Consider the following 20,350-nt stretch of genomic DNA (forward strand, 5'->3'; position numbering starts at 1 on the left):
GCAATACTACAGGCAAAGCAGCTTGGTTTTACTTGACACGTTTACTCCTCTCTGAATTTCCAGCTTGGTCCTTCCGAGGGAATTTATCAACATGGGATTTGACCTTACATTGATTTTAGGCTAGTTTCAGGAAAACAGGCTAAAAACGGTCTCCTTATTTCCCTTGGTTCAAACCTGAAAGCTATGATATCAAAGAACAGTTTGCTGCTATTTCCTCTGGCGGTGTTACTTTCCTGTAAATCCACCAACCAAGATTCTTCCATGGTAAAATCAAATGATTCCAGCAGTAGAGGAGAGTGGCAATCATTGTTTGACGGCAAGACCACCAGTGGCTGGCATACGTACGGCAAGCAAACCATTGGCAAAGCCTGGACGGTAGAGGACGACGCTCTCCATTTAGACGCTTCTTCAAAAAAGGATTGGCAGACTGCTGAAGGAGGCGACATTGTCACAGACCAAAGCTTTGACAACTTCCACCTAAAGCTAGAATGGAAGATTGCCCCCAACGGAAACAGCGGCATTATACTCTTCGTGCAGGAAGAACCAGCCAAGTATCCTTACGCCTGGCACACCGGGCCAGAGGTGCAGGTATTGGACAATGCCGGGCACCCAGACGCTAAAATACACAAGCACCGCGCCAGCGATTTGTATGACCTCATTGCCTGCAGCCCAGAAACCGTGAAGCCCGCCGGACAATGGAACCAAGTAGAAATCATTTGTCAGAATAGCCAGATGACAGTTACGCTAAACGGAGTGCAGGTGCTGTCCACTACTCTTTGGAACGATGAATGGAAAGGTCTAATAAGTAAAAGCAAGTTTGCCCAGATGCCTGGTTTTGGGATGTTCAAATCAGGTAAAATAGCCTTGCAAGACCACGGCGATGATGTCTGGTACCGCAACATACTAATCAAGCGACTTTAAGCTACATCCTCGTTTTTGGCCTATTCCCCAGGGAATAAGCCAAAAACGCCTTTCGGGCAACCCAAATAACTTACCTTGCCCAAAGGAAAGCATGATAGAAGCCGTGGCTTTGAGTTTAGCTGCGTTTTCAGTCCAAATTTCTTAAAGGAATATGAACCACCGAAGACATTTTTTACAGCAGTTGGGCCTGGCTGCCGCCGGTCTGGCTTTGGCGCCCAACCTCCTCTCCTCCTGTGCTTCCTCTGGCCAATCAACTTCTCGCTTAGGGACAGGAAGCATCAAGACAGTAGGCCTGCAACTGTACACTCTTCGCAATTTCCTCCCCACAGATCCCAAAGGTGTCATTGCCAAAGTTGCCAGAGCAGGGTATCAGGACGTGGAGACGTATGGCTACTCTGTAAAAGACGGTTATTGGGGCTTGACACCCCGAGAATTTAAAGACCAGCTCTTAGCCAACAACCTGCTTTCTACTAGCGGCCATTATGACTTCGCGCAATATATTAAGGATGGCCACCTTGACATAGTGAAGCAGTATATTGAAGCAGCCCATCTGGTGAGGCACTCTTCTATTGTTGTGCCTTGGCTACCTGAAGAAGTACGTACTAATCCAGACGCTTATAAAAACATTGCGAACAAGATAAATATAGCCGCAGAGCTGTGTAAGGCCGCCAACCTGAAACTGGCATATCATAACCATGATTTCGAATTCATGCCCCAAGGCACTACTACAGGGTATGATATTCTGCTTAAAGAGACAGATCCTGCTTTAGTCAATTTTGAGGCTGATTTGTTCTGGATGGTGAGAGCAGGCAAAAACCCGATGGACTTGTTCAAGCAGCACCCGGGCAGGTTTGTGCTTTGGCATGTGAAAGATATGGACAAAGCTAACCCGAACCTGAATACTGAGATTGGCCGCGGGAGCATCCCGTATCAGGAGATCTTCAAGCAAGCTAAGCTTTCTGGGGTACACCGTGTTTTTGTGGAGCAGGAAAACTTTGCCGCTGCCGTGGATCCTTTTCAAAGCATCAGGCAAAGCCATGACTACGTGAAGAACACCCTATTGTCTTAAGAGTGTAGAGCTCCCCAAAACAACACATATTAATGCAAAGCGGCGGCCCTTAGTGACTTCTTGCACCAAGGGCCGCCGCTTTGCCAGGGGCACATAAAAAAAGCAGCGGCCTTGAGCCGCTGCCTTTCCAAAAGCATCCTATTGTAATTCCTTTCCTTATTGTACTACTATTCTCTGTACTGTTTTCTGTCCGGCAGCGGTGATGGACACCATGTAGACACCTTGTTTCAAGCCTAGAGACTGTAGCGCTACGGCGGCTTCGGCGCTGTTACCGTTCAGGGTTCTAGTGTGCAATACTCTTCCGCTCATGTCTAGCAACTGGAAGGCTACGTTACCGGCACCTTGTGGCATCTCATCAAATCTGATGTTCAGGTTACCGTTGCTCACTGGGTTTGGATACAAGCTCACTCTCAATCCGTTGCCAGCGCCATTCACACTGTGTTGTACTGCAATCACTTTAGAGTACTCATTCTTCTTGTCTGTGTCAACTTGGTTCAAGCGGTAGTACACGGTGCCTTTAGAGGCTTGACGGTCTGTGAAGGTATAGTCTCTCAAGATGCTGCTGTTTCCAGCTCCTTTTACTTCGCCAATTTTCACAAAGTCTTTACCGTTGGTGCTGCGCTCTACTTCAAATCTATCATTGTTGATCTCTGTGGCAGTGGCCCAGCTTAGTTCAACCCCTCCGTTTCTAGACACACCGTCAAATCTGGTCATGGTCACAGGAAGTGGGTTACCAGGGGCGCATTCAGAGACAACTACTTGGGCAGTGGCCGTTTCAGTTCCGCAGTCATTGGTAGCCGTTACGGTGATGGTTTGTGGCTGACCTAGTTGCGACTCTTCAAAGATGGCGGCTACTGTTACAGATCCGTTTGTTTCTTCAATCACTACAAAGCCTTCTGGCAATGTGAATGAGTAGGTTACGCCTTCTTGTACTTGCTCAACACTAAAGGTGTAGAACTCATCTGACAAGTTACAAACAGTGTCTGGGGCTACTAGTGCGACTGTTGGCTCTACGCAAGGTCCGCCACCGCATTCTGGTTTAGGAGTCACTGGCAGTACATCTGTTGCTTTGCCGCAGTAGGTTTTCTGTGACTGGTTGTTGCCGGTGTTGCCGTTTCCGTTGTTAGGGTTGCCGTCTGTGTTGTTTCCGTTTCCGTTGTTGCCGTTACCGGTGGTCTTGTTGTACTCAGCGCTTACTGAGATGGCACCTGGCAAAGCTCCTGCTACTACTACTATTTTCTCTGTTCCTTGGCCAGAAACAATCTGCCAGCCGGCTGGTACTGCCCAAGTAAAGGTGAAGAATTTAGGGTTTCCGCCGTTTCCGTTGCCGTTTCCTGGTCCTTGTTTGTCAATGTCTGCGGTGTAGGTCAAGCGATCGCCTGGGCAGTATTGGCCTGGGCCTGCAATGTCAACGTTTGCGTTACGTCCTGGGTGTACTGGTTTGGTTCTTACTTTAGTGCCGCACTCAATGTGGTTCACTTTCACTTTCATGGTCCCTGGCTTCTCACCTACTTTCACGGTCACACAGTTAGTGCCTTGGCCAGAGATGATCACCCAACCAGTTGGTTCTTCGCCGGCGTGTGCTCTTGGAACGTCCCATACATAAGAAGTGTATTTGGCGTCTGCGGTGATGCAATAGGTTACAATATCACCTGGGCATGGGTCATATGGACCAGTGATAGGAGATGGTTGTGAGGTTGAGCATTTGCCAGAAGCATCGTTGCCACCATTGGTTCCACCACCGTTGTTGCCGCCGCCTCCGTTAGTGCCACCGCCGTTTGTACCGCCAGTCACTGGAGCACATTTAGCAAGGTCAAACATAACAGTACCAGTGGTAGTGGCCGCCTTGGCAGACACTTTCAAGGTTTTCATGGTAGAGAACTCATAGGCGCTTAGGTCATACGTGAAGATATCTTCTACCCCGTTTTTGTAACCGTTAATGCCTACGCCCTCAAATTTGATAGAGTAGAATGGGTTGTTGGTGCCGTTCTCAACCGTGTATTTGTATTTGGCTGAAGAGTAAGCTACCGCTGATGACGTTACGCCTGCGCCGGTTGGCAATTCAAAGGCTACGTTGCTTAAATCATGCGAGCAGTTGGTTTTCACTTTGAAAGAAAGACGAACAAAATCGCTGTCTAACTTCTCAACGCCCATGAAGGTAAAATCAAAGCACTCATTGGAGGCAGTGCATTGTGCTTGGGCTTGTTGCGTGAATCCGAAAAGTATGAACATTAGGATGCTAGCCCATGAAAGTAATGATCTTTTCATAGTAATAGGATTTATAGGAAAAAGAATATTTGAGGATACTTGCTTGGTAATCGGTGTTCTCTTTGAGAAGAGAGTGGGGGAGAAAACTTACCTTAGTTCAGGAAGATATGGTAAGTGAGGTCTGCTATTGCTGACTGAATCTGGATAGGAAGTACAATTATTTTCATATATAAATCGTTTTAGAGGTTATGTCGCTGTGTTTTATTATATTTCAGCTTACATACCTCTTTAACGCCCTTTCTTTTATGTGGTTTCACGCATTTTGCACTTTATCTTAAAACTCCAATTATCTTATTTGAAAAGTTCAATAAATAACCCTTTTTAATGTTAAAACACCCACTTTTGTGCTAAAAGACGCATTTTACACATTGCACTTTTCAATGTTTTATATATTAAATCTTTCAATTAGTTGCATAAGTGATAAATAAGCATATATAGGGTTTCAAATATTGTAGGACAATTTTCGCTTAGTCTCCTAAAGAGCGTTTTTCAGGTTTTCATGGTCAAGAAAATGGTGGGCTAGATTACATGTGAACGCGTAACGCAGCCCTTTTGCTCTAAGCTTGGATGCTTCCCTGAGTGTCAGGAAGAATTGTTTATGTTGATCCATTCTTTAGACTGTGTCTACCAGAGCAGAATAACTTTTACAAACCAGTAACAAGCCATAGACGCCCATATACCATGGCACTGAATAGTGACTTGGAGTAGGAATTGGTTTTACACAAAAAATGCCCGGTAATTGCCGGGCATTTCAAAGCGTTGCTAGTAGGATCTATTCTTAAAGGATTTTCTTTTCGGTGACTATCTTAGGGACTGCCGGCACTTGTCCCGGATAAGATTCGGGTATCTGATCACCTAACAGTTTGCCCCAGGGTTGCAGGTAGTCAATCCGGTCGAATATGATTTTAAGGACCGCCACAAACGGAATGGAGAGAAACATCCCAGACACGCCCCACAACGCCCCTCCTAGCAACACCGCCAGAATGGAAATCAGCGCATTAATCTGCACTTTAGAGGATACAATCCTGGGCACCAGAATATTGTTGTCTATGAACTGGATAAGGGCGTAGGCGCCTAAGATTCCTAGCTGGGTAGAATAGCCGTCTTTGGTGACGGTGGCCATGAGTACGGGCAGCGCGATGGCAATCACGCCTCCAATGTAAGGAATCATGTTAAGGATGGCGCCAATCACGCCCAACAGGATGGCATACGGCACCCCCAAGAGCATCAAAGCCACGGAGTTCATCACCGCCACAATGGAAGCCTCAATCAAAATACCTACAATGTAACTCTGGATGGCGGTCTTGGTCTCATGTAAAATGTCTGCCACGTACCGGGTGTTTTTAGACGAGAACACCTCAAACAAGAAATTCAAAATCAGGGGCTTGTACAGCAGAAACAGGAAGATATAGACCGGTATCAGGAACAGCAGACTGAAAATCCCCAGCACGCTACTCACCGTCCTTCCCACCAAGGCTTTTCCGCCGCTGGCCGTATCCTTCAGGAACTGGGTCTGCTTCTGGATACTCACCCCAAACGCAGTCTCCATGTAGTGCTGCAAATCCGTCAGAATCTGGGTAAACTTTTGCTTTAACGTAGGCAGCATCTCCCCGAACTGCAGAATCTGGGTGGAGAGCAGATACAAGATGGTTCCTATCACCAACAAGGCAAATAGCAGCGTGAGCAAGATGGCCAGCACCTTAGGCACCCTCAGCTTTAGCAACCTGTTGTTTAAAGGGTTAAGCAGAATGGCCAACAGCAAGGAGAACGCGATGGGTACCAGAATATCTGCCAAGGTAAAGAGCACATACACCAACAAAATAATACCCAACAGAATGAGGGTCGCTTTCTTGTAAAAGGAGTCAGAGTTTGTCATGGGATGATGTACTTGTATTTAGTTAGAATGTTATAATTGCCGCCTTTGTCTGGGAGAATCTTTCGGTCGCTTAGGGTTAGGGGGTTACCTAGGCTCAATTCAGCAAGATCGCAAGAAGATACTTACAACTTATTAGCAGCGCTAACCCTAGGCAGATTTTGAAGATTGCTACTTAGGCGCCCACGAATTACTCAGCACACCATTATAGGCAGAAAACACAACTTAACAGAAACAGAAAAAAGAGCAGAAGACACAACCTGGCCCGCCACTCTTTTTTACTTTTTCTGCCTTCTAAGATATCCGTTTTTGGCATGTTTTGGTGAAAACGGGCCAAAAACGGCGATTCCTATTTTACCAGGGTGAAGGAAATAGATTGTACCTCACTGGAGTTGGTGCCCACATATACCTTGAACTCCCCGGGCTCGGCCACATATTTCATGTTGAGGTCATGGAACCTGAGGTCATTTTCAGAGAGCGTGAAGGTGACGGTCTGCGCCTCGCCTTTCTTGAGGAATACCTTCTTGAAGCCTTTCAATTCTTTCACCGGCCTGGAAACCGATCCCACTAGGTCCTGCACATACAGCTGCACCACTTCTTCGCCGTCATAGTTACCGGTGTTCTTCACCTGCACCGTCACTGTTAGGGAGCTGCCCGCTTTCAAGGTAGACGTGCTTACCGTGGGCGCACTATAGGAGAAGGTGGTGTAGCTCAAGCCGTAGCCAAACGGATACAAGGGCACATTAGGCACGTCCAGGTACCTAGATTTGTACTTGTCCAGCAGGTCACCGGCGTAGGGGCGGCCCGTATTCTTCTGGCTGTAGTAGATAGGCACCTGCCCCACCGACTGCGGAAAGGTAGCCGTGATCTTCGCCGACGGGTTGTAGTTTCCATAGAGCACATCTGCGATGGCGTTGCCTCCCTCGGTGCCCGCAAACCAGGTTTCCAGCATGGCGTCTGCGTTGTCGTTCTCCCATTTCAAGGCCAATGGGCGGCCGTTCATCAATACCACCACCAAGGGCTTGCCCGTGGCTTTCAGGGCCTTGAGCAAATCCAGCTGGCGGCCCGGGAGGGTGATGTCTGCCCGGCTGGAGGCTTCGCCGCTCATGCCCTGGGTCTCCCCTACCACGGCCACCACCACGTCTGCCTTTTGGGCGGCCGCTACGGCTTCTCTGATCATTTCCTCAGGGGAGCGTTTGTCAATCTCTATCTGTCCGCCGTGGGCGTTCAGGCGCTTGATCATAAGGGTGTCATCTGCCACGTTGGCGCCCTTGGCGTAGGTGATGCGCACATTGGGTCCGGCAACGTTTCGGATGCCCTGTTCCACACTGATGGCTTGTTTCCAGTCGCCGGCGCCGTTCCAGTTGCCCAGTTGGTCAATCTGGCTTTTCACCAGTGGTCCTACCAAAGCGATAGAGGCGGTTTTCTTAAGGGGCAGCGTCTGGTTCTGGTTTTTGAGGAGCACGAGTGTGCGACGGGCAATGTCGCGGGCGGCGTCACGGTACTCTTTCTTCAACAGCGTCTCCTTGGCGCGCTGCTCGTTGGCGTAACGGTACGGGTCATCAAACAAGCCCAGCTTGTACTTGGCCTCCAGGATGCGGCGGCAGGCCACGTCTATCTGCGCCTGAGTCACTTTGCCGTCCTTTACCAGTTTGTTGAGCTCCTTCAAATACACCTCGCCCACCATGTCCATGTCCACCCCGGCATCCAGGGCCAGTTTGGCCACGTCATACTCATTCTTGCCCATGCCATGCGGAATCATCTCATTGATGGCCGTATAGTCCGTCACCACGAAGCCATTGAAGCCCCACTGCTTCCGGAGTAAATCGGTCATGAGCCATTTGTTACCAGTGGCGGGCACGCCGTTGATGTCATTGAACGAGGTCATGACGCTGCCTGCCCCGGCGTCCAGCGCGGCTTTGTACGGCGGCAAATACTCGTCCATCATGCGGCGGTCGCTCATGTCTGTGGTGTTGTAATCGCGGCCCGCCTCGGCGGCGCCGTACAGCGCAAAGTGCTTCACGCAGGCCATGACGGTGTTATAGGCCGCCAAGTCATTGCCCTGGTAGCCGCGCACCATGGCCATGGCCACCTGCGAGCCCAGCCAGGTGTCTTCGCCAGAACTTTCAGCTATGCGTCCCCAACGCGGGTCTCTAGAAATGTCCACCATTGGGGAGAACACCCAGTTCAGGCCATCGGCAGAGGCTTCATCTCCGGCAATGCGGGCGCTGCGCTCAATGGCGGCCAAATCCCAGCTTCCGGCCAAGGCAATAGGCATGGGGAAGATGGTTCGGTGCCCATGGATCACGTCATACCCAAAAATAAGCGGAATCTTGAGGCGGCTCTGGTTGAGGGCCTTCTCCTGCAGTTTGCGCACGGCAATGGGCGTGAAGGTGTTGAACACGCCACCTACCAGTCCCTTGGTGATGTTCTCGTCCACGTTCTCGCTCACCACCGGCCCGGTCACCGTGAACCCCACAGACACCAGGTTCAATTGCCCAATCTTCTCTTCCAGCGTCATCTTGGCCATGAGCGCATCAATGAATTTCTTCATCTCAGCAGGATTGACGGGCTTTGTTTTCTGCTGTACCGTAGTAGACGGGGCTTTCTTAGACTTCGCTTTCTGGGCGTTCACCTGCGGGACCATTAATCCCAAAGACAACACTAAGGCTAGGGGTAGTTTTCTCATGCTCTTTATTAGTTTCTTCTATACACTAAGTTCTATTCTGGCCTGACTCGCTTAAGACATAGCAGGCTGCTGCGTTTTTGGCCTCTTTTCCAGAAAAAAGGCCAAAAACGGGTTCTATCTATTTTGACTCTATGACCGGGCTCCGCTCAGAAACGCCGTTCTCATTGATGGACTCAATCTGGAAGTAGTACGGCAGGTCTTTGTCCATGCCCTTGAAGTAATACTCGCCACTGCCGTGCACCATAATGCAGTTGTAGAGCTTGTCTGGCGCAATGCCCACGTAAATGTTGTAGGCGTACGCATCTGCTGACTGAGACCACTTAAGCCAGGCGCTGCGCTTGTCCTTTTGGGTGCGCAAGACCACCAGATTGTTCACTGGTTTGGGTTTACTGCCCATGCCGTTGCCAAACACCCTAAACCCGCTCATGGCAAACTTGCCGGTGGGCATGTGGATGTTCTCCAGCTTGAGGTAACGGGCCTTCACCGGCTCCTTGAGTTCTATGTAGTCATGCGGCACATCGGTCTTGTTCTGGCTTTTGTCTACCAGCAGTTTCCATTTCTTGCCGTTGGTGGAATGGTAGATTTTGTACTGATGGTAGGTGTTGGTCTGCTTGCCCAGGAATTCGGCGTCCTGGTCTGCGTAGTTGAGTTGGATGGCGCGCACGGTGCTCAGGGCGCCCAAATCCGTCTGAACCCATTCGCCTTTATCTCCGGTGGCGGCGCTCCAGTAGGTCTTGATGCTTTCATCGACGGCGTAGTTGGGCGCATAGGCCGCCAGCGTAGAGGACACTGTCACGGGCTTGTTGTAGTTGAGGAGCATCCAACCCGTAAACCGGCTTTTGAGATGGTCTGCAGGGCCATTGGGCAGGTAGTGCGGGTAATCCCCGAACGTGGTGTTGCTGTAGAGCACCCCGTCTTTGTCAAACCCGGCGGGCCACACGCCCAGCCGCCGCTCAAAGTTGTTTTTCACTGACACCACCACGGTAGACACGTGCCACCAGTTGTTCCATTTGTCCTGAAACGTGTTGCCATGCCCGGCGCCCCGCACAAAGCCACCCGGCTTGTAGGCAAAGGGATTGTGCGGCTGCGGAGTGAACGGCCCCAACGGATGGTCACTCACCTGCACCCCATCGGCGTAACCGCTGAACTCTGTGCCGGGCGCGCCATATTGCAGGTAATATTTACCCTGGTACTTGGTCACCCAGGCACCTTCCATGAACGGGTCCAGAAAGGTATTGTCCAAGTACTCCCCAAAGCGCTGCCAGCCAAACTTCTCATGGTTGAGGTGGATGAGTGGCTTCTTCTCGCCAATGGGCGCAAAGGTCTTTCTATTAATTTCAATGCCGTACAGCGGAAACTCATTGCTGCTGCCCCAATACAAATACAACCGCCCGTCATCATCCAGGAAAAACGCCGGGTCCCAGGCGCCCACCTGAAAAGGCTCCACCGCCTCTTTCCACTCGTTGCCCTTGGGGTTGGTGCTCATCCAGAGCGGAAAGTTCTTCTCATGCGTAGACCCGAAGACCAGCATGGTATCCCCCATCACAAACACGGCGGGCGCGCAGAGGTCATCATAAACTTTGTGGTGCGGCTTGAGAAAAGACTTGGACACGAAGTTCCAGTGGTACATATCACTGCTCCACCAGTAGCCCCACTGATTGGTAGAGAACAGGTAATAATCTCCCTTGTAGGTAACAATAACAGGGTCTGCGGTAGCCCGGTGCTTACCCGACTCCGTGAAGTTGGGGATGGGCGTGTAGCCGTAGTCCAGGTTCATGGGATTGCAATAGGTCTGCTGCCCCTGTTGCGCCCAACTGGCCACGCCGCATAAAAGTAAAACCGCTACCAACCAGAACGCTCTCATTTGGTGGCTTCTGTGGTCAGGTGACTACTTTGAAAACCCAGTTTCTTAAGGCCACCCTGCACATCTTTGTTGCTCATGAAAAGTTTCCAGAGCAGGCCGGTGCGGTAATTCTCAATCATAACAATGATTGGGCCCTGGTCAATGGCCAGGTAAGAGTCTGCATACCAGTTATGGTGCTCACTGAAGCCGTCCACAAAGCCGTATTCGCCCCATATCTTGTCACCAAGGTTGTTATAGAAATGCTTGAGCGCCTGCATAGAAAACTCTGGCGTGTACGGGAACGCAGACAGCGCCGCCGTGGGCGAGATTACGCCCAAATCCTCAGTGGGTGAATGGGCGGCGTAACCGCGGTAGCTGTCTGAGGCCGTTAAGCCCCAGCTGTTGGCGCTGTAGCCTTTGTATTTCTTGGGGTTGTCTATACAGTAGGCCCGATTGATGAGCGTGTGGTTTTTGTTCTGCTCCCAGTAGTCTGCGTAATTGTCTTTAAGGCCGCGTGGGTCCAATCCCAGAAAAGAGTAATGGGAGAAGAACAGCGGCCCGCCGTAGTCAAAGCCTAGCGGCAGCTTTATACCGTAATATTCCCGCCCGTTGCGGAAGTAGTTGCTATTGGCCCAGCCCTGGTGGTACACCTGCGGACTGATGGAGAAGCGCGGCGAAGAAGCGGCCAGCACATAGGTAATTAAACACTCATTGAAGCCTCTTATCTGGTGATTCATGCTCCAGTCGTTGTTGGGGCTCCAGTGCCAGTACAACACGTTCTGGTTGTTCTGGGTGTGCCAGTTCCACTCAATGCCGTCCCAGAGCCACTGTATCTTGTTGCGCAGCTGGTTCTCGGCGGGCGTGTCTTTGGTGAAATACTGTTTAGCGCAGAGCAGGCCCTGAAACAGGAAAGAGGTTTCTACCAGATCGCCGCCGTCGTCTTTGGGGCTGAACCGGATCACCTTGCCCGTCTCGCCGTTGAGCCAATGCGGGAAAACCCCATGGAACATGTCTGCCTTCCAGAGGAAATTGACAATCTTCTGTACGCGTTCGGCGGCTTGTTGACGGGTAATCCAACCGCGCTCGGCGGCTACTATGATTCCCATGACGCCAAAGCCCGTGCCTCCCGTGGTCACTACCTCATTGCCATAGTCAAACGAGGTGTTGCTGCGCTCGCGGGCCATGCCGCTCACCGGGTGACCGAAGTCCCAAAAGTATTTGAAGGTTTGTTTTTGCACCAGGTCCAGGAGCTGCTCGTCTGTGAGGTTTTTGGGACGCTTGGCCGCGTTTTTCTTCTGGGCCATGGTCCAACCAGAAAGCAGGCAACAAAGGAGAAGGAGAGCGAAGAAGTGCTTCATGGTGCAATGATTTCTGAAGAAGATGGAAAGGAGGCATCTCCCGTCCGGTAATCCTTTCTAGGTTGGTTCAGGCAATTGCCGCTAGGCGTGCAACGCTGGCCACCGGGCCTTTCAATTGGTTTTCAGAGGGCAGCCTTTGGGCGCGTCTCTTTTATTTTTCCTAGCTCCTCTCCCAAATTCAGGAGAGGGCTGGAAAATCCGTTTTCGGGCTATTTTCTAGAAAATAGCCCGAAAACGGCAATCATTATCATTCATTCAATTATTCAAGGGTGAGCGTACTCAATTATTTCTCTGCGTTGTACATGGCCAACACTTCGGCGTCTGTCAAGGCAGTATGGAAGATACGAACCTCGTCCAGGCTACCTCTAAAGTGGTTCGCCGTGGTTTGGTTGTAGCCGCCCCAAGGCTCAGAGGCCCAAAGCGTACCACCGCGTGACTGGTTAAAACCAAACGCGAATTTGTTTTCTACTTCTGGGTTGGCATCATACTTCAAACCTTTCATAGTTCTTTCAATAGAGGCACTAGGTAACAGCATGAAGTTGTCTCTCTCCATCAATACACCGTTCACATACAGTGATCTGGTTTTAGCCGTACCGTTGAACACAACGGCTATGTGTGCCCATTTGTCTTTCACAAGGGCTGCCATGCCACCAGCAGCGGTCAGGTTTTTCTCCACCTCAATGGCTTCCCAGCCACCAGAAGTACCTGTCATGCCATCTCCATTAAAGAAGAAGTCTCCTGGGCTGGTAGTACCGTTGCCCCACTCATAGCGGGCTACCACTTTGGCGGTGTTGTAGTCTGCACCCAGTTCAAAGGCAAGGCCATGGAAGGCACCTAAGCCCATCACAAAGTGTGCCTTAGGATTGCCGCTACCGTCTACCTGACCGGCAGACGTGGCTTTCATCCAGAAGCTTAAGGTAAAGTTGCTGGAGTTCAACAGTTGCTCACCGTTAGGGATTTCAATGATAGAAGTGGTTCCGTTAAACACGGCGGCTTTACCCGCTTGACCTTTGCGGTCTTCGCCGTAGGTGATGGCTACCACACCACTAGCTGGTGCAGAGAAAGCGCCTACCTGGTCATTGGCGTTGCCGTCAAAAGACCAATGTGCAATCACACCCGGCAATGGCGCAGTGCCAGCGGTAGTAAACGTCTTGGTCATAGCTGCCATGGTCTGGCCGTCAGCGGCAGTCAAAGCCCCCATGCTCAAGGTGTAAGTGGTGCCGGCAACCAAAGGAGCGCTTGGTGTTAGGGTCACTTCCATGCCGCTAGTGGTTACAGTAGCTGGCACTGCATTGGTGTCTCCTTGCTTTTTAAGCGTGATGTTAGTATTGGTGGCACTAGTAGCATTAACCGGCACCGAGAACGTGGCTTTGATGGCAGCGTTGGTGGGCACGTTGGTGGCGGCCGTAGCCGTATTCAAGTCAACGGTGCCTGCCATCAGAGACTTTAACTCAAACTTGGTTGGGTTGTCATCCTCGTCATCACTACAGGCCGTGAATGAAAAAAGCGCCACTAGTACCAGCAGGCTTCTCCAATTGTTAAATAAGTGTTTCATAAATAGTTTGTTTAGTGAATGTTATGTATGGTATTCGTAATAATAATGGCTTAATGATCAGCAGCACTTGGAGTAGCTTTAAAAGCTCTTCGGTGATGAACTATCATATTCTTAATGCAGGAACACGACCAGTTCTTTGTTTACAGAAGCATTCTTTAGGCGCAATCTATACGTGCCCGGGGGCAGCGCCTTCCCGAAGTTGACGGTGTGCAGACCTGTGGCTTTGGTTTCATTGGTCCAGATGGTTTCCACCACGGTGCCGTCCCCTTTCTCCACTTGCAGCGTCAAGCCGGGTGCATTGTTGACCGCTACTTCTATCTGGTAGGCGTCTGCGTCTGGGTGCTTGAGCAAGTCCAGCAGATTGGACTGCACATCCAGCACCGCCAACGCAAAACCTGTCTCATACACTGGCTTCTGAATACCGGCCTTGGCTAAGCCTGCCTGAATCTCGGGCAAATTGGTGAACAGGGACCAAAGTAATCCGCTGCGGTAGTTCTCAATCATGGTGACAATGGGCCCTTGGTCAATAGCCAAATACTGCCGACCTACCCAATTTCTTTCCTTGTTGTAAGCGTCATACGGGCCATACTCTCCTATCATCACGGCCTTCAGGCTGGTGTACAGATGGCGCAGCACCTGCATAGAGAAGTAAGGCGTGTAAGGGAAAGAAGAAAGCGCCGCCGTGGGCGAAATGGTCCCGTTGTCATTGGTAGGGCTGTGCGCGGTATACCCGTTATAGGTGTCAGAGGCCGTCAAGCCCCACAGGCTGGCAAAGTAACCGTACTTCTTGGGGGCAGTATTGATGCTGTAAGACCGGTTGATCAAGGTGTGCTTGACGTTCTGCTGCCAATAGTTGGTGTATTGGTCTTGTAGTTGCCGCGGGTCTAAACTGATGAATGAGTAATGCGCGAAGAACAATGGCCCTCCATACTCCGGTCCCAGGTTAAGTTTATAGCCCTCATAGGTGCTGCCGTTCCAGAAACCACCGTTGCCAATCCAAGAGTTTTGGTACACGGTAGAAGGAATGGCGTGTGTGGGTGAAGACAAGGCCAACACGTAGGCAATCAGGCCCTCGTTCCAACCTTGGATGGGCATGTTCATCTCCCAGCCGTAGTTAGGGCTCCAGTGCCAGTACAGTTTGTTATCCCCTCTAGAGGCATACCAGTCCCACTCCACGGTCTCCCAGAGTTGCGTGATTTTGGTGCGGAGCTCTACTTCTTTAGAATCTGAGCTATTGTAATACGCTCTGGCCGTGAGCAGTCCGTTCACCAGGTAAGCGGTCTCAATCACGTCTCCACCATTGTCTTTGGGGCTGAAGGCAATCACGTCACCGGTGCTGCCGCTCAGCCAATGGGGCCAAACACCGTGAAACCGATCTGCCGCAGCTAGGAAATTGCATATCTTGAGTAATCTGTCCACGGCCTGGGCGCGGGTAATGAATCCTCTGTGCGTACCCACCACAATGGCCTGAATGCCAAAACCTGAGCCTCCGCTGGTCACCAAGTCACCAGACGTGGTACGTTCCCGCGCCAGGCCAGAGGTAGGGTGGGCAAAATCCCAGAAGTAGTTGAAGGTGCTTTTCTGCACCTCATCTAGGAGCTTCTTATCCTCTACCGTGGAAGATGGCGCCGCTGGCTGTGGTTCTGGGGTAGATTCTTCCTTTTCTTTACATGAAGAAGCCACACCCAACCACAGCAGGGTCATCAAAAAGAAAAATATAGGTGTTGGTCTCTTCATTCGTCTACGCGCTATTTTATTTTAAAGGCATCCTTTCTCTGAGCATTGTTACCGTCTCAGAGGGAAAGACCTTTTGCTTATACGCTTCTACGTTTTTGGCCTGTTTCCTGGAAAATAAGCCAAAAACAGAGGAGCGACTTTGTTTATCTGTTAGTAGCCTGGGTTCTGAGTAAGCACGCCGGCAGACTTGTCAATCTCGCCCTGCGGAATAGGCATCAATTCATGCTTACTGGCCACAAATCCTGTTTTGCCGGCCGCGTGCAGCACATCGGCGGCAATTCCCCAGCGCACCAGGTCAAAGAAGCGCTCATGCTCCATCGCAAATTCCACCCGGCGCTCGTGCCGGATAATGTCTCTTAACGCAGCTTGGTTGCGTTCCGTAATCCTAGGCAGAACAGCGGCGTTGCTTCCGCGGGCGCGGGCACGCACCATCTCCAGATACATAAGGGCTTCATCTGTGTTTGCGACACCACCCAGTTCATTTGCGGCCTCGGCGGCCATCAAGACCACGTCTGCGTAGCGCAGAATTCTGATGTTCACCCAAAGGCCATGCTTGTTGTTGGCTTCGGCCCTTACCTTAGGATCTGTGTACACTTTTTGGTTGTAGCGCTCATTGGGCACCGATGCCGGAATCACCTCGCCGTAGGGCGTGGTCTCACCTCTGAACAAGATGGTAGCTTCTTTTCTGGGGTCACCAGGCTCATAGGCATCTACCAATTGCTGTGATGGCGTGTTGAAGCCCCAGCCAAAGTCAAAGTCTCCAGATCCTCTCACGCCTTGCACCTCGGCGTATTGGGTGCCAAACTGATGGACAGTGTTGTGGATGGCCTGTATCTCAAATAGGGACTCTTTGCTGTTCTCCTTGGCCTCGGTAAAGATTTGATTGTACGGCGTGCTCAGGTCAAACATGCCAGAAGCCATCACGGCTTTGGCTTCGGCCAGCGCGCTGCCCCACTTCTTCTGGTATAGGTAGACTTTGGCCAGCATGCCTTGGGCAGCATATTTGGTAGGGCGGCCTATAAACTCAGAACCCCAGCTTGGAGGCAGGTTCACAGAGGCAAACTGAAGATCCTGCTCAATGAAACTGTACACCTGCGCCTGTGAAGACTGCGGAATGTTAAAGTTGTCACCTTGGGCCAGCACCTTTTCAATGATGGGCACGCGGCCGTAGGTTCTTACTAAATTAAAGTACAAGTAGCCTCTTACAAACCGCGCCTCTGCTTGTGAGGTACTATAATCTGCCGGACTGATGTCATTTTTGCGCTCCTCGGCCTGCTGCAACACCAGATTACACTTACTGATCGCAGAAAAATGTGAGGTGTAAAAATCTGAGGTAAGACCGTTGGTTGGCAGGATATTAAAGTTGTCCAGCGCCAGCTGGTCTGGGGCATCTGCCGGCGTACTTCCCTTGTCTGCGTCATCTGACGTGATGCTGGTAATCCCTACAAAGGCAAACGCATGCACGCCCCACGCCCGAAGGTCTGAGTACATGCCATACACATACTGCGTCAAGCCGCCCGCCGGATAGTTTTCTGTAGTATAACGCCCTTGCGGCTGTCTGTCCAGGAAGTCATCACAGGAGGTGCTCACAGCCAAAACCCATAATAGACAAGCAGTGGTATATTTATATAGACGGTTCATATAGCTTAGAAATTAATGTTTACACCACCTGTGAAAATAACCGGAACCGGGTAGGTACCGTTGTCCACGCCAGACTCCAACACGCCGCCGCCCACTTCAGGAGAATAGCCCGTGGCTTTGGTAAAGGTTTTCAGGTTCTGGGCATTTACATATACTTTGGCACCCTTTAGTTTGAGCATGTTTAGTACCCCGCCCGGCAAGTTGTAGCCCAGTGTGAGGTTCCTGATTCTGAAGTAATCCCCTTTCTCTAGGTAGTAGTCTGACGGCCTGAAGTTCTGGGAACGGGTATTGTCCAAGATTGGCTCTTTGTTAGAAGTGCCCGGACCGGTCCAGCGGTCTAAACGACGGGCCTCATAGTTAAGAATAGAGAAGTTGGCAGCAATTCTGTTGTTGTAAATGTAGTTGCCGGCTACTCCTTGCACATCCAAGCCTAATTCAAAACCTTTGTAATTTAGGTTGAGCGAAGCCCCATAGATAAAGTCTGGTGTTGGTGACCCTAGGAAGGTTCTGTCCTTGTTGTCAATGATATTGTCTCCGGTAAGGTCCTTGAACTTGATGTCTCCCGGAGAAACTGGCACGGCGCTGGCCGGTGAATTGGCAATCTCATCTTGTGATTGGTAAATTCCCTCCTGCACATAGCCGTAAAAAGCCCCAATAGGATAACCCAAAGAAGTTCTGGAGTTGCCATTTATTAATTCATAGCCAATATTGTCTCCAAATGAAGTCACCTCATTGTGAACCGTGGTGGCGTTGGCACTTAAACTGTAACCAAAGTCTCCTTTCTGATCACGCCAGGTAGCGGATAATTCAAAGCCTTTGTTCAACACGCTAGCCGCGTTGGTGAAAGTAGGCGGAATACCTGCGCCGGCAGGCGGAGCCACTATCACCAAAATCTTCTCTGTCTTGCGGTTATAATAGTCTGCATCTATGGTTAACCGATTGTTGAGCGTAATTACCTCCACACCGGCATCGGCGCCTTCGGTCACTTCCCATTGAATGAATGGATTAGGAACATACTCTGGCACCGCCGCCGGATACACATTCTCTCCAAACACGGCAGATACCCCAGAGTTAAGGACCGGATAAATGGCATATCTGTTGCTGATGTTTTGATTGCCTTGTCTACCCCAAGAGGCTTTCAACTTAAGAAAGTCTACATATTTCTGGTTCTGCATAAAGGACTCATCAGAGATTACCCAACCCGCGCCTACCGCCGGAAAGTTGTCAAACTGGTTATTTGGTCCAAAGCGCGAGGTTCCATCCCGGCGTAATGACACGTTTAACAGGTACTTGTTGGCAAAGGCGTAATTAACCCTGAAGAAGGCAGAGGCTAAGGCTTCTTCGCCGGCGTTGCCAAAGTTGCGCTCGGCTTCCAGGTCATTGCTGATGTCCAGGAACCAGAAATCTGGGTTATTGGGGATGGGCGTAGTTAAGCCCTGCGTAGAACCGCCCAGGTTGTCGTCTGCTCTGTACTGGGCCGTGGCGCCCAACAACACCGTGAAGTCATGCTTTTCATTAAAGGTCTTGGAATAGGTAAGGGTATGGTCCTGCTGCCAGCTGGTAAAGGTGGCCTTGTTTTGTCTTACCCCGCTAATGTCATTGAACTGCGCGCGCTGGTCACCAAAGCCTACTGAGAAAATGGGTGAGTAGCCTCGCTCCTGGTTAAAGCCTAGGTCTGTGTAAAACGTAGAGCGCCAGGTAAAGGCTTTCAGAAACTTCACTTCGCCGAAGGCTGAACCTACAAACCGGTACCCATTGCTGACAGTGGTACCTTTGTAAATCTCCATGAACGCTACCGGGTTGCCCACCTGCGCTCTCTGGAAAGAAGGACCTGAGTTGTATGCCCCCGAAGAATGGTACGGCGAATAGACAGGTGCTGCCCACAGAGAATTCAAGATGCCTCCCGTGGCCGGCGTTCTGTCCCACCGGAACAAGCTGATATCTGCCCCTACTTTCAGGTTTTCATTTACGGTGAACTCATCGCGTAAGTGAGCGGTGTAGCGTTTGTAAGAATCATACTTCACCAACCCGTCTTGGTTAAAATAGTTGAGGCTAAAGCTGGCCGCGTTACGTTCTGTGCCGCTGGTGATGCTGAGGCTATTGTTGTTAATGAAGGCGTTCTCGCGCAGAATCTGGTCCTGCCAGTCTGTGTCTGCGGTATAGCCGTTAAAATCAAAGTCAAAGGGTGCCTGTCCTAAGTTGGCCAACTGTTCATTGTAGAGCTGCTTAAATTGGGCGGCATTGGCCACGTCAATCTTTTTGGCCACCCGTTGAATACCGGCATAGGAGTTAAAGTTGATGTTGGTCTCCCCTTTCTTGGCCCGCTTGGTAGTAACAATGATAACCCCGTTGGCACCCTGTAACCCGAAGATGGCCAACGAAGAGGCATCCTTCAGTATCTCCATGGATGCAATGTCATTAGGGTTCACGAAGTCAATGTTATTGGCAAAAATACCGTCCACTACATACAGCGGGGTAGTTCCTGCATTCAAGGAACCAATCCCTCTAATCCGGATGGTAGGTGCTGCCCCAGGAGAGCCGTTGTTAGTGATCAAGACTCCAGCCGCCTTCCCTTGAATGGAATTCAATGGGTTAGGAGCAGGAGTGTCCTCAAACTCTTCGGCTTTTAAAGACACAATGGAGCCCGTAACGTCTCTTTTTTCTTGCGTGCCATAGCCTATCACCACTACTTGCTGTAGTTCATTGGCAGCGGCCTGCATGGTCACATTAATATTTGACCTACCGTTCACTGGAACCTCTTGCGTGGCAAACCCAAGATAGCTGATGACCAGTGTAGCATTGGAAGGAACGTTGTTAATGGTATACTCCCCATTCACATCTGTATTGGAGCCGTTAGTGCTTCCCTTCACCAGCACGCTGGCACCAATGAGGGCTTCATTGGCATCTCCACCCGTCACTTTCCCCTTTACCGTCAGGGTTTCCTGGGCATACAAAGAGGTTAGACAAAAGAAGCTTAAGAATATAAAAAGTAGAGGTCTCTTCATAAAGTATAGTTATGTGAGCTGGACTGAGAATCACCTATGATTGATAGGCTCAAATCTTGCTGCTTAATACGTATGAAACCAAAAAGCTACCTATACAACGCTACATCAAATGAAATTTTCTTAAAAAAACGCCCTTAAAACGCATATCAACAAAGGATACACGACTTTTATGAGGTGATTTTTGCGAATTTCATATTGTTGGGAGAGAGTGATTTACGCGTCCTTGTGAGGTAATGTTGAGGTGAATAATTGAAAAAACAGCTGATGACCCTGTCAGGATGTAGACCAAGATGTATAATCTAACTGAGAACCTTCCATGGATCCTGTAATACAAAAGGCGACACAACTCAAAAAGGAGGAATGAAGAAAGAATTAAGCAAGCCCGTCCTAT

The 20,350-nt window shown here is 50.3% G+C and carries 11 protein-coding genes; 2 read left to right on the top strand and 9 right to left on the bottom strand.

Annotated elements, in window-relative coordinates:
• Window positions 1–183: 183 nt before the first annotated feature.
• Together TH61_RS03430 and TH61_RS03435 are read left to right on the top strand one after the other, a co-directional pair.
• Entirely contained in the window at window positions 184–921 is a 738-nt protein-coding gene (locus tag TH61_RS03430; protein ID WP_066505909.1) for a DUF1080 domain-containing protein, read from the top strand.
• A gap of 151 nt (window positions 922–1,072) precedes the next feature.
• Window positions 1,073–1,990: a sugar phosphate isomerase/epimerase gene (locus tag TH61_RS03435; RefSeq protein ID WP_066505911.1), complete on the top strand. Its 918-nt coding sequence runs from the start codon at window positions 1,073–1,075 to the stop codon at window positions 1,988–1,990.
• 156 nt (window positions 1,991–2,146) lie between these two features.
• Here the strand turns inward: TH61_RS03435 and TH61_RS03440 are convergent, their stop codons facing one another.
• From TH61_RS03440 to TH61_RS03480, 9 genes are all read right to left on the bottom strand, one after another.
• Window positions 2,147–4,258, bottom strand: a complete 2,112-nt coding sequence (locus TH61_RS03440) for a T9SS type A sorting domain-containing protein (protein ID WP_082780286.1) — start codon at window positions 4,256–4,258, stop codon at window positions 2,147–2,149.
• 778 nt (window positions 4,259–5,036) lie between these two features.
• A complete protein-coding gene (locus TH61_RS03445; protein ID WP_066505915.1) occupies window positions 5,037–6,134 on the bottom strand; it encodes an AI-2E family transporter in 1,098 nt (365 codons plus the stop codon).
• A gap of 346 nt (window positions 6,135–6,480) precedes the next feature.
• Window positions 6,481–8,820 carry a beta-glucosidase BglX gene (bglX, locus tag TH61_RS03450; protein ID WP_066505918.1) on the bottom strand — a complete coding sequence of 780 codons (2,340 nt, stop codon included), beginning with the start codon at window positions 8,818–8,820 and terminating at the stop codon, window positions 6,481–6,483.
• A gap of 118 nt (window positions 8,821–8,938) precedes the next feature.
• Window positions 8,939–10,684: a family 43 glycosylhydrolase gene (locus tag TH61_RS03455; RefSeq protein WP_066505920.1), complete on the bottom strand. Its 1,746-nt coding sequence runs from the start codon at window positions 10,682–10,684 to the stop codon at window positions 8,939–8,941.
• Window positions 10,681–12,021, bottom strand: coding sequence for a glucoamylase family protein (locus TH61_RS03460; RefSeq protein WP_066505921.1), 1,341 nt, complete (start codon window positions 12,019–12,021; stop codon window positions 10,681–10,683). The genes TH61_RS03455 and TH61_RS03460 overlap by 4 nt, the downstream gene beginning before the upstream one ends.
• A 283-nt stretch (window positions 12,022–12,304) precedes the next feature.
• On the bottom strand, window positions 12,305–13,576 hold the full coding sequence (locus TH61_RS03465; protein ID WP_066505924.1) for an Ig-like domain-containing protein: 1,272 nt from the start codon (window positions 13,574–13,576) through the stop codon (window positions 12,305–12,307).
• Between the two features lie 111 nt (window positions 13,577–13,687).
• A complete protein-coding gene (locus tag TH61_RS03470) occupies window positions 13,688–15,313 on the bottom strand; it encodes a glucoamylase family protein (RefSeq protein WP_082780287.1) in 1,626 nt (541 codons plus the stop codon).
• A gap of 150 nt (window positions 15,314–15,463) precedes the next feature.
• A complete protein-coding gene (locus TH61_RS03475; protein WP_066505929.1) occupies window positions 15,464–16,954 on the bottom strand; it encodes a RagB/SusD family nutrient uptake outer membrane protein in 1,491 nt (496 codons plus the stop codon).
• A gap of 5 nt (window positions 16,955–16,959) precedes the next feature.
• Window positions 16,960–19,959, bottom strand: coding sequence for a TonB-dependent receptor (locus tag TH61_RS03480; RefSeq protein ID WP_071887768.1), 3,000 nt, complete (start codon window positions 19,957–19,959; stop codon window positions 16,960–16,962).
• Window positions 19,960–20,350 lie beyond the last annotated feature (391 nt).

This window comes from Rufibacter sp. DG15C, from assembly GCF_001577755.1.
Classification (GTDB): Bacteria; Bacteroidota; Bacteroidia; order Cytophagales; family Hymenobacteraceae; genus Nibribacter.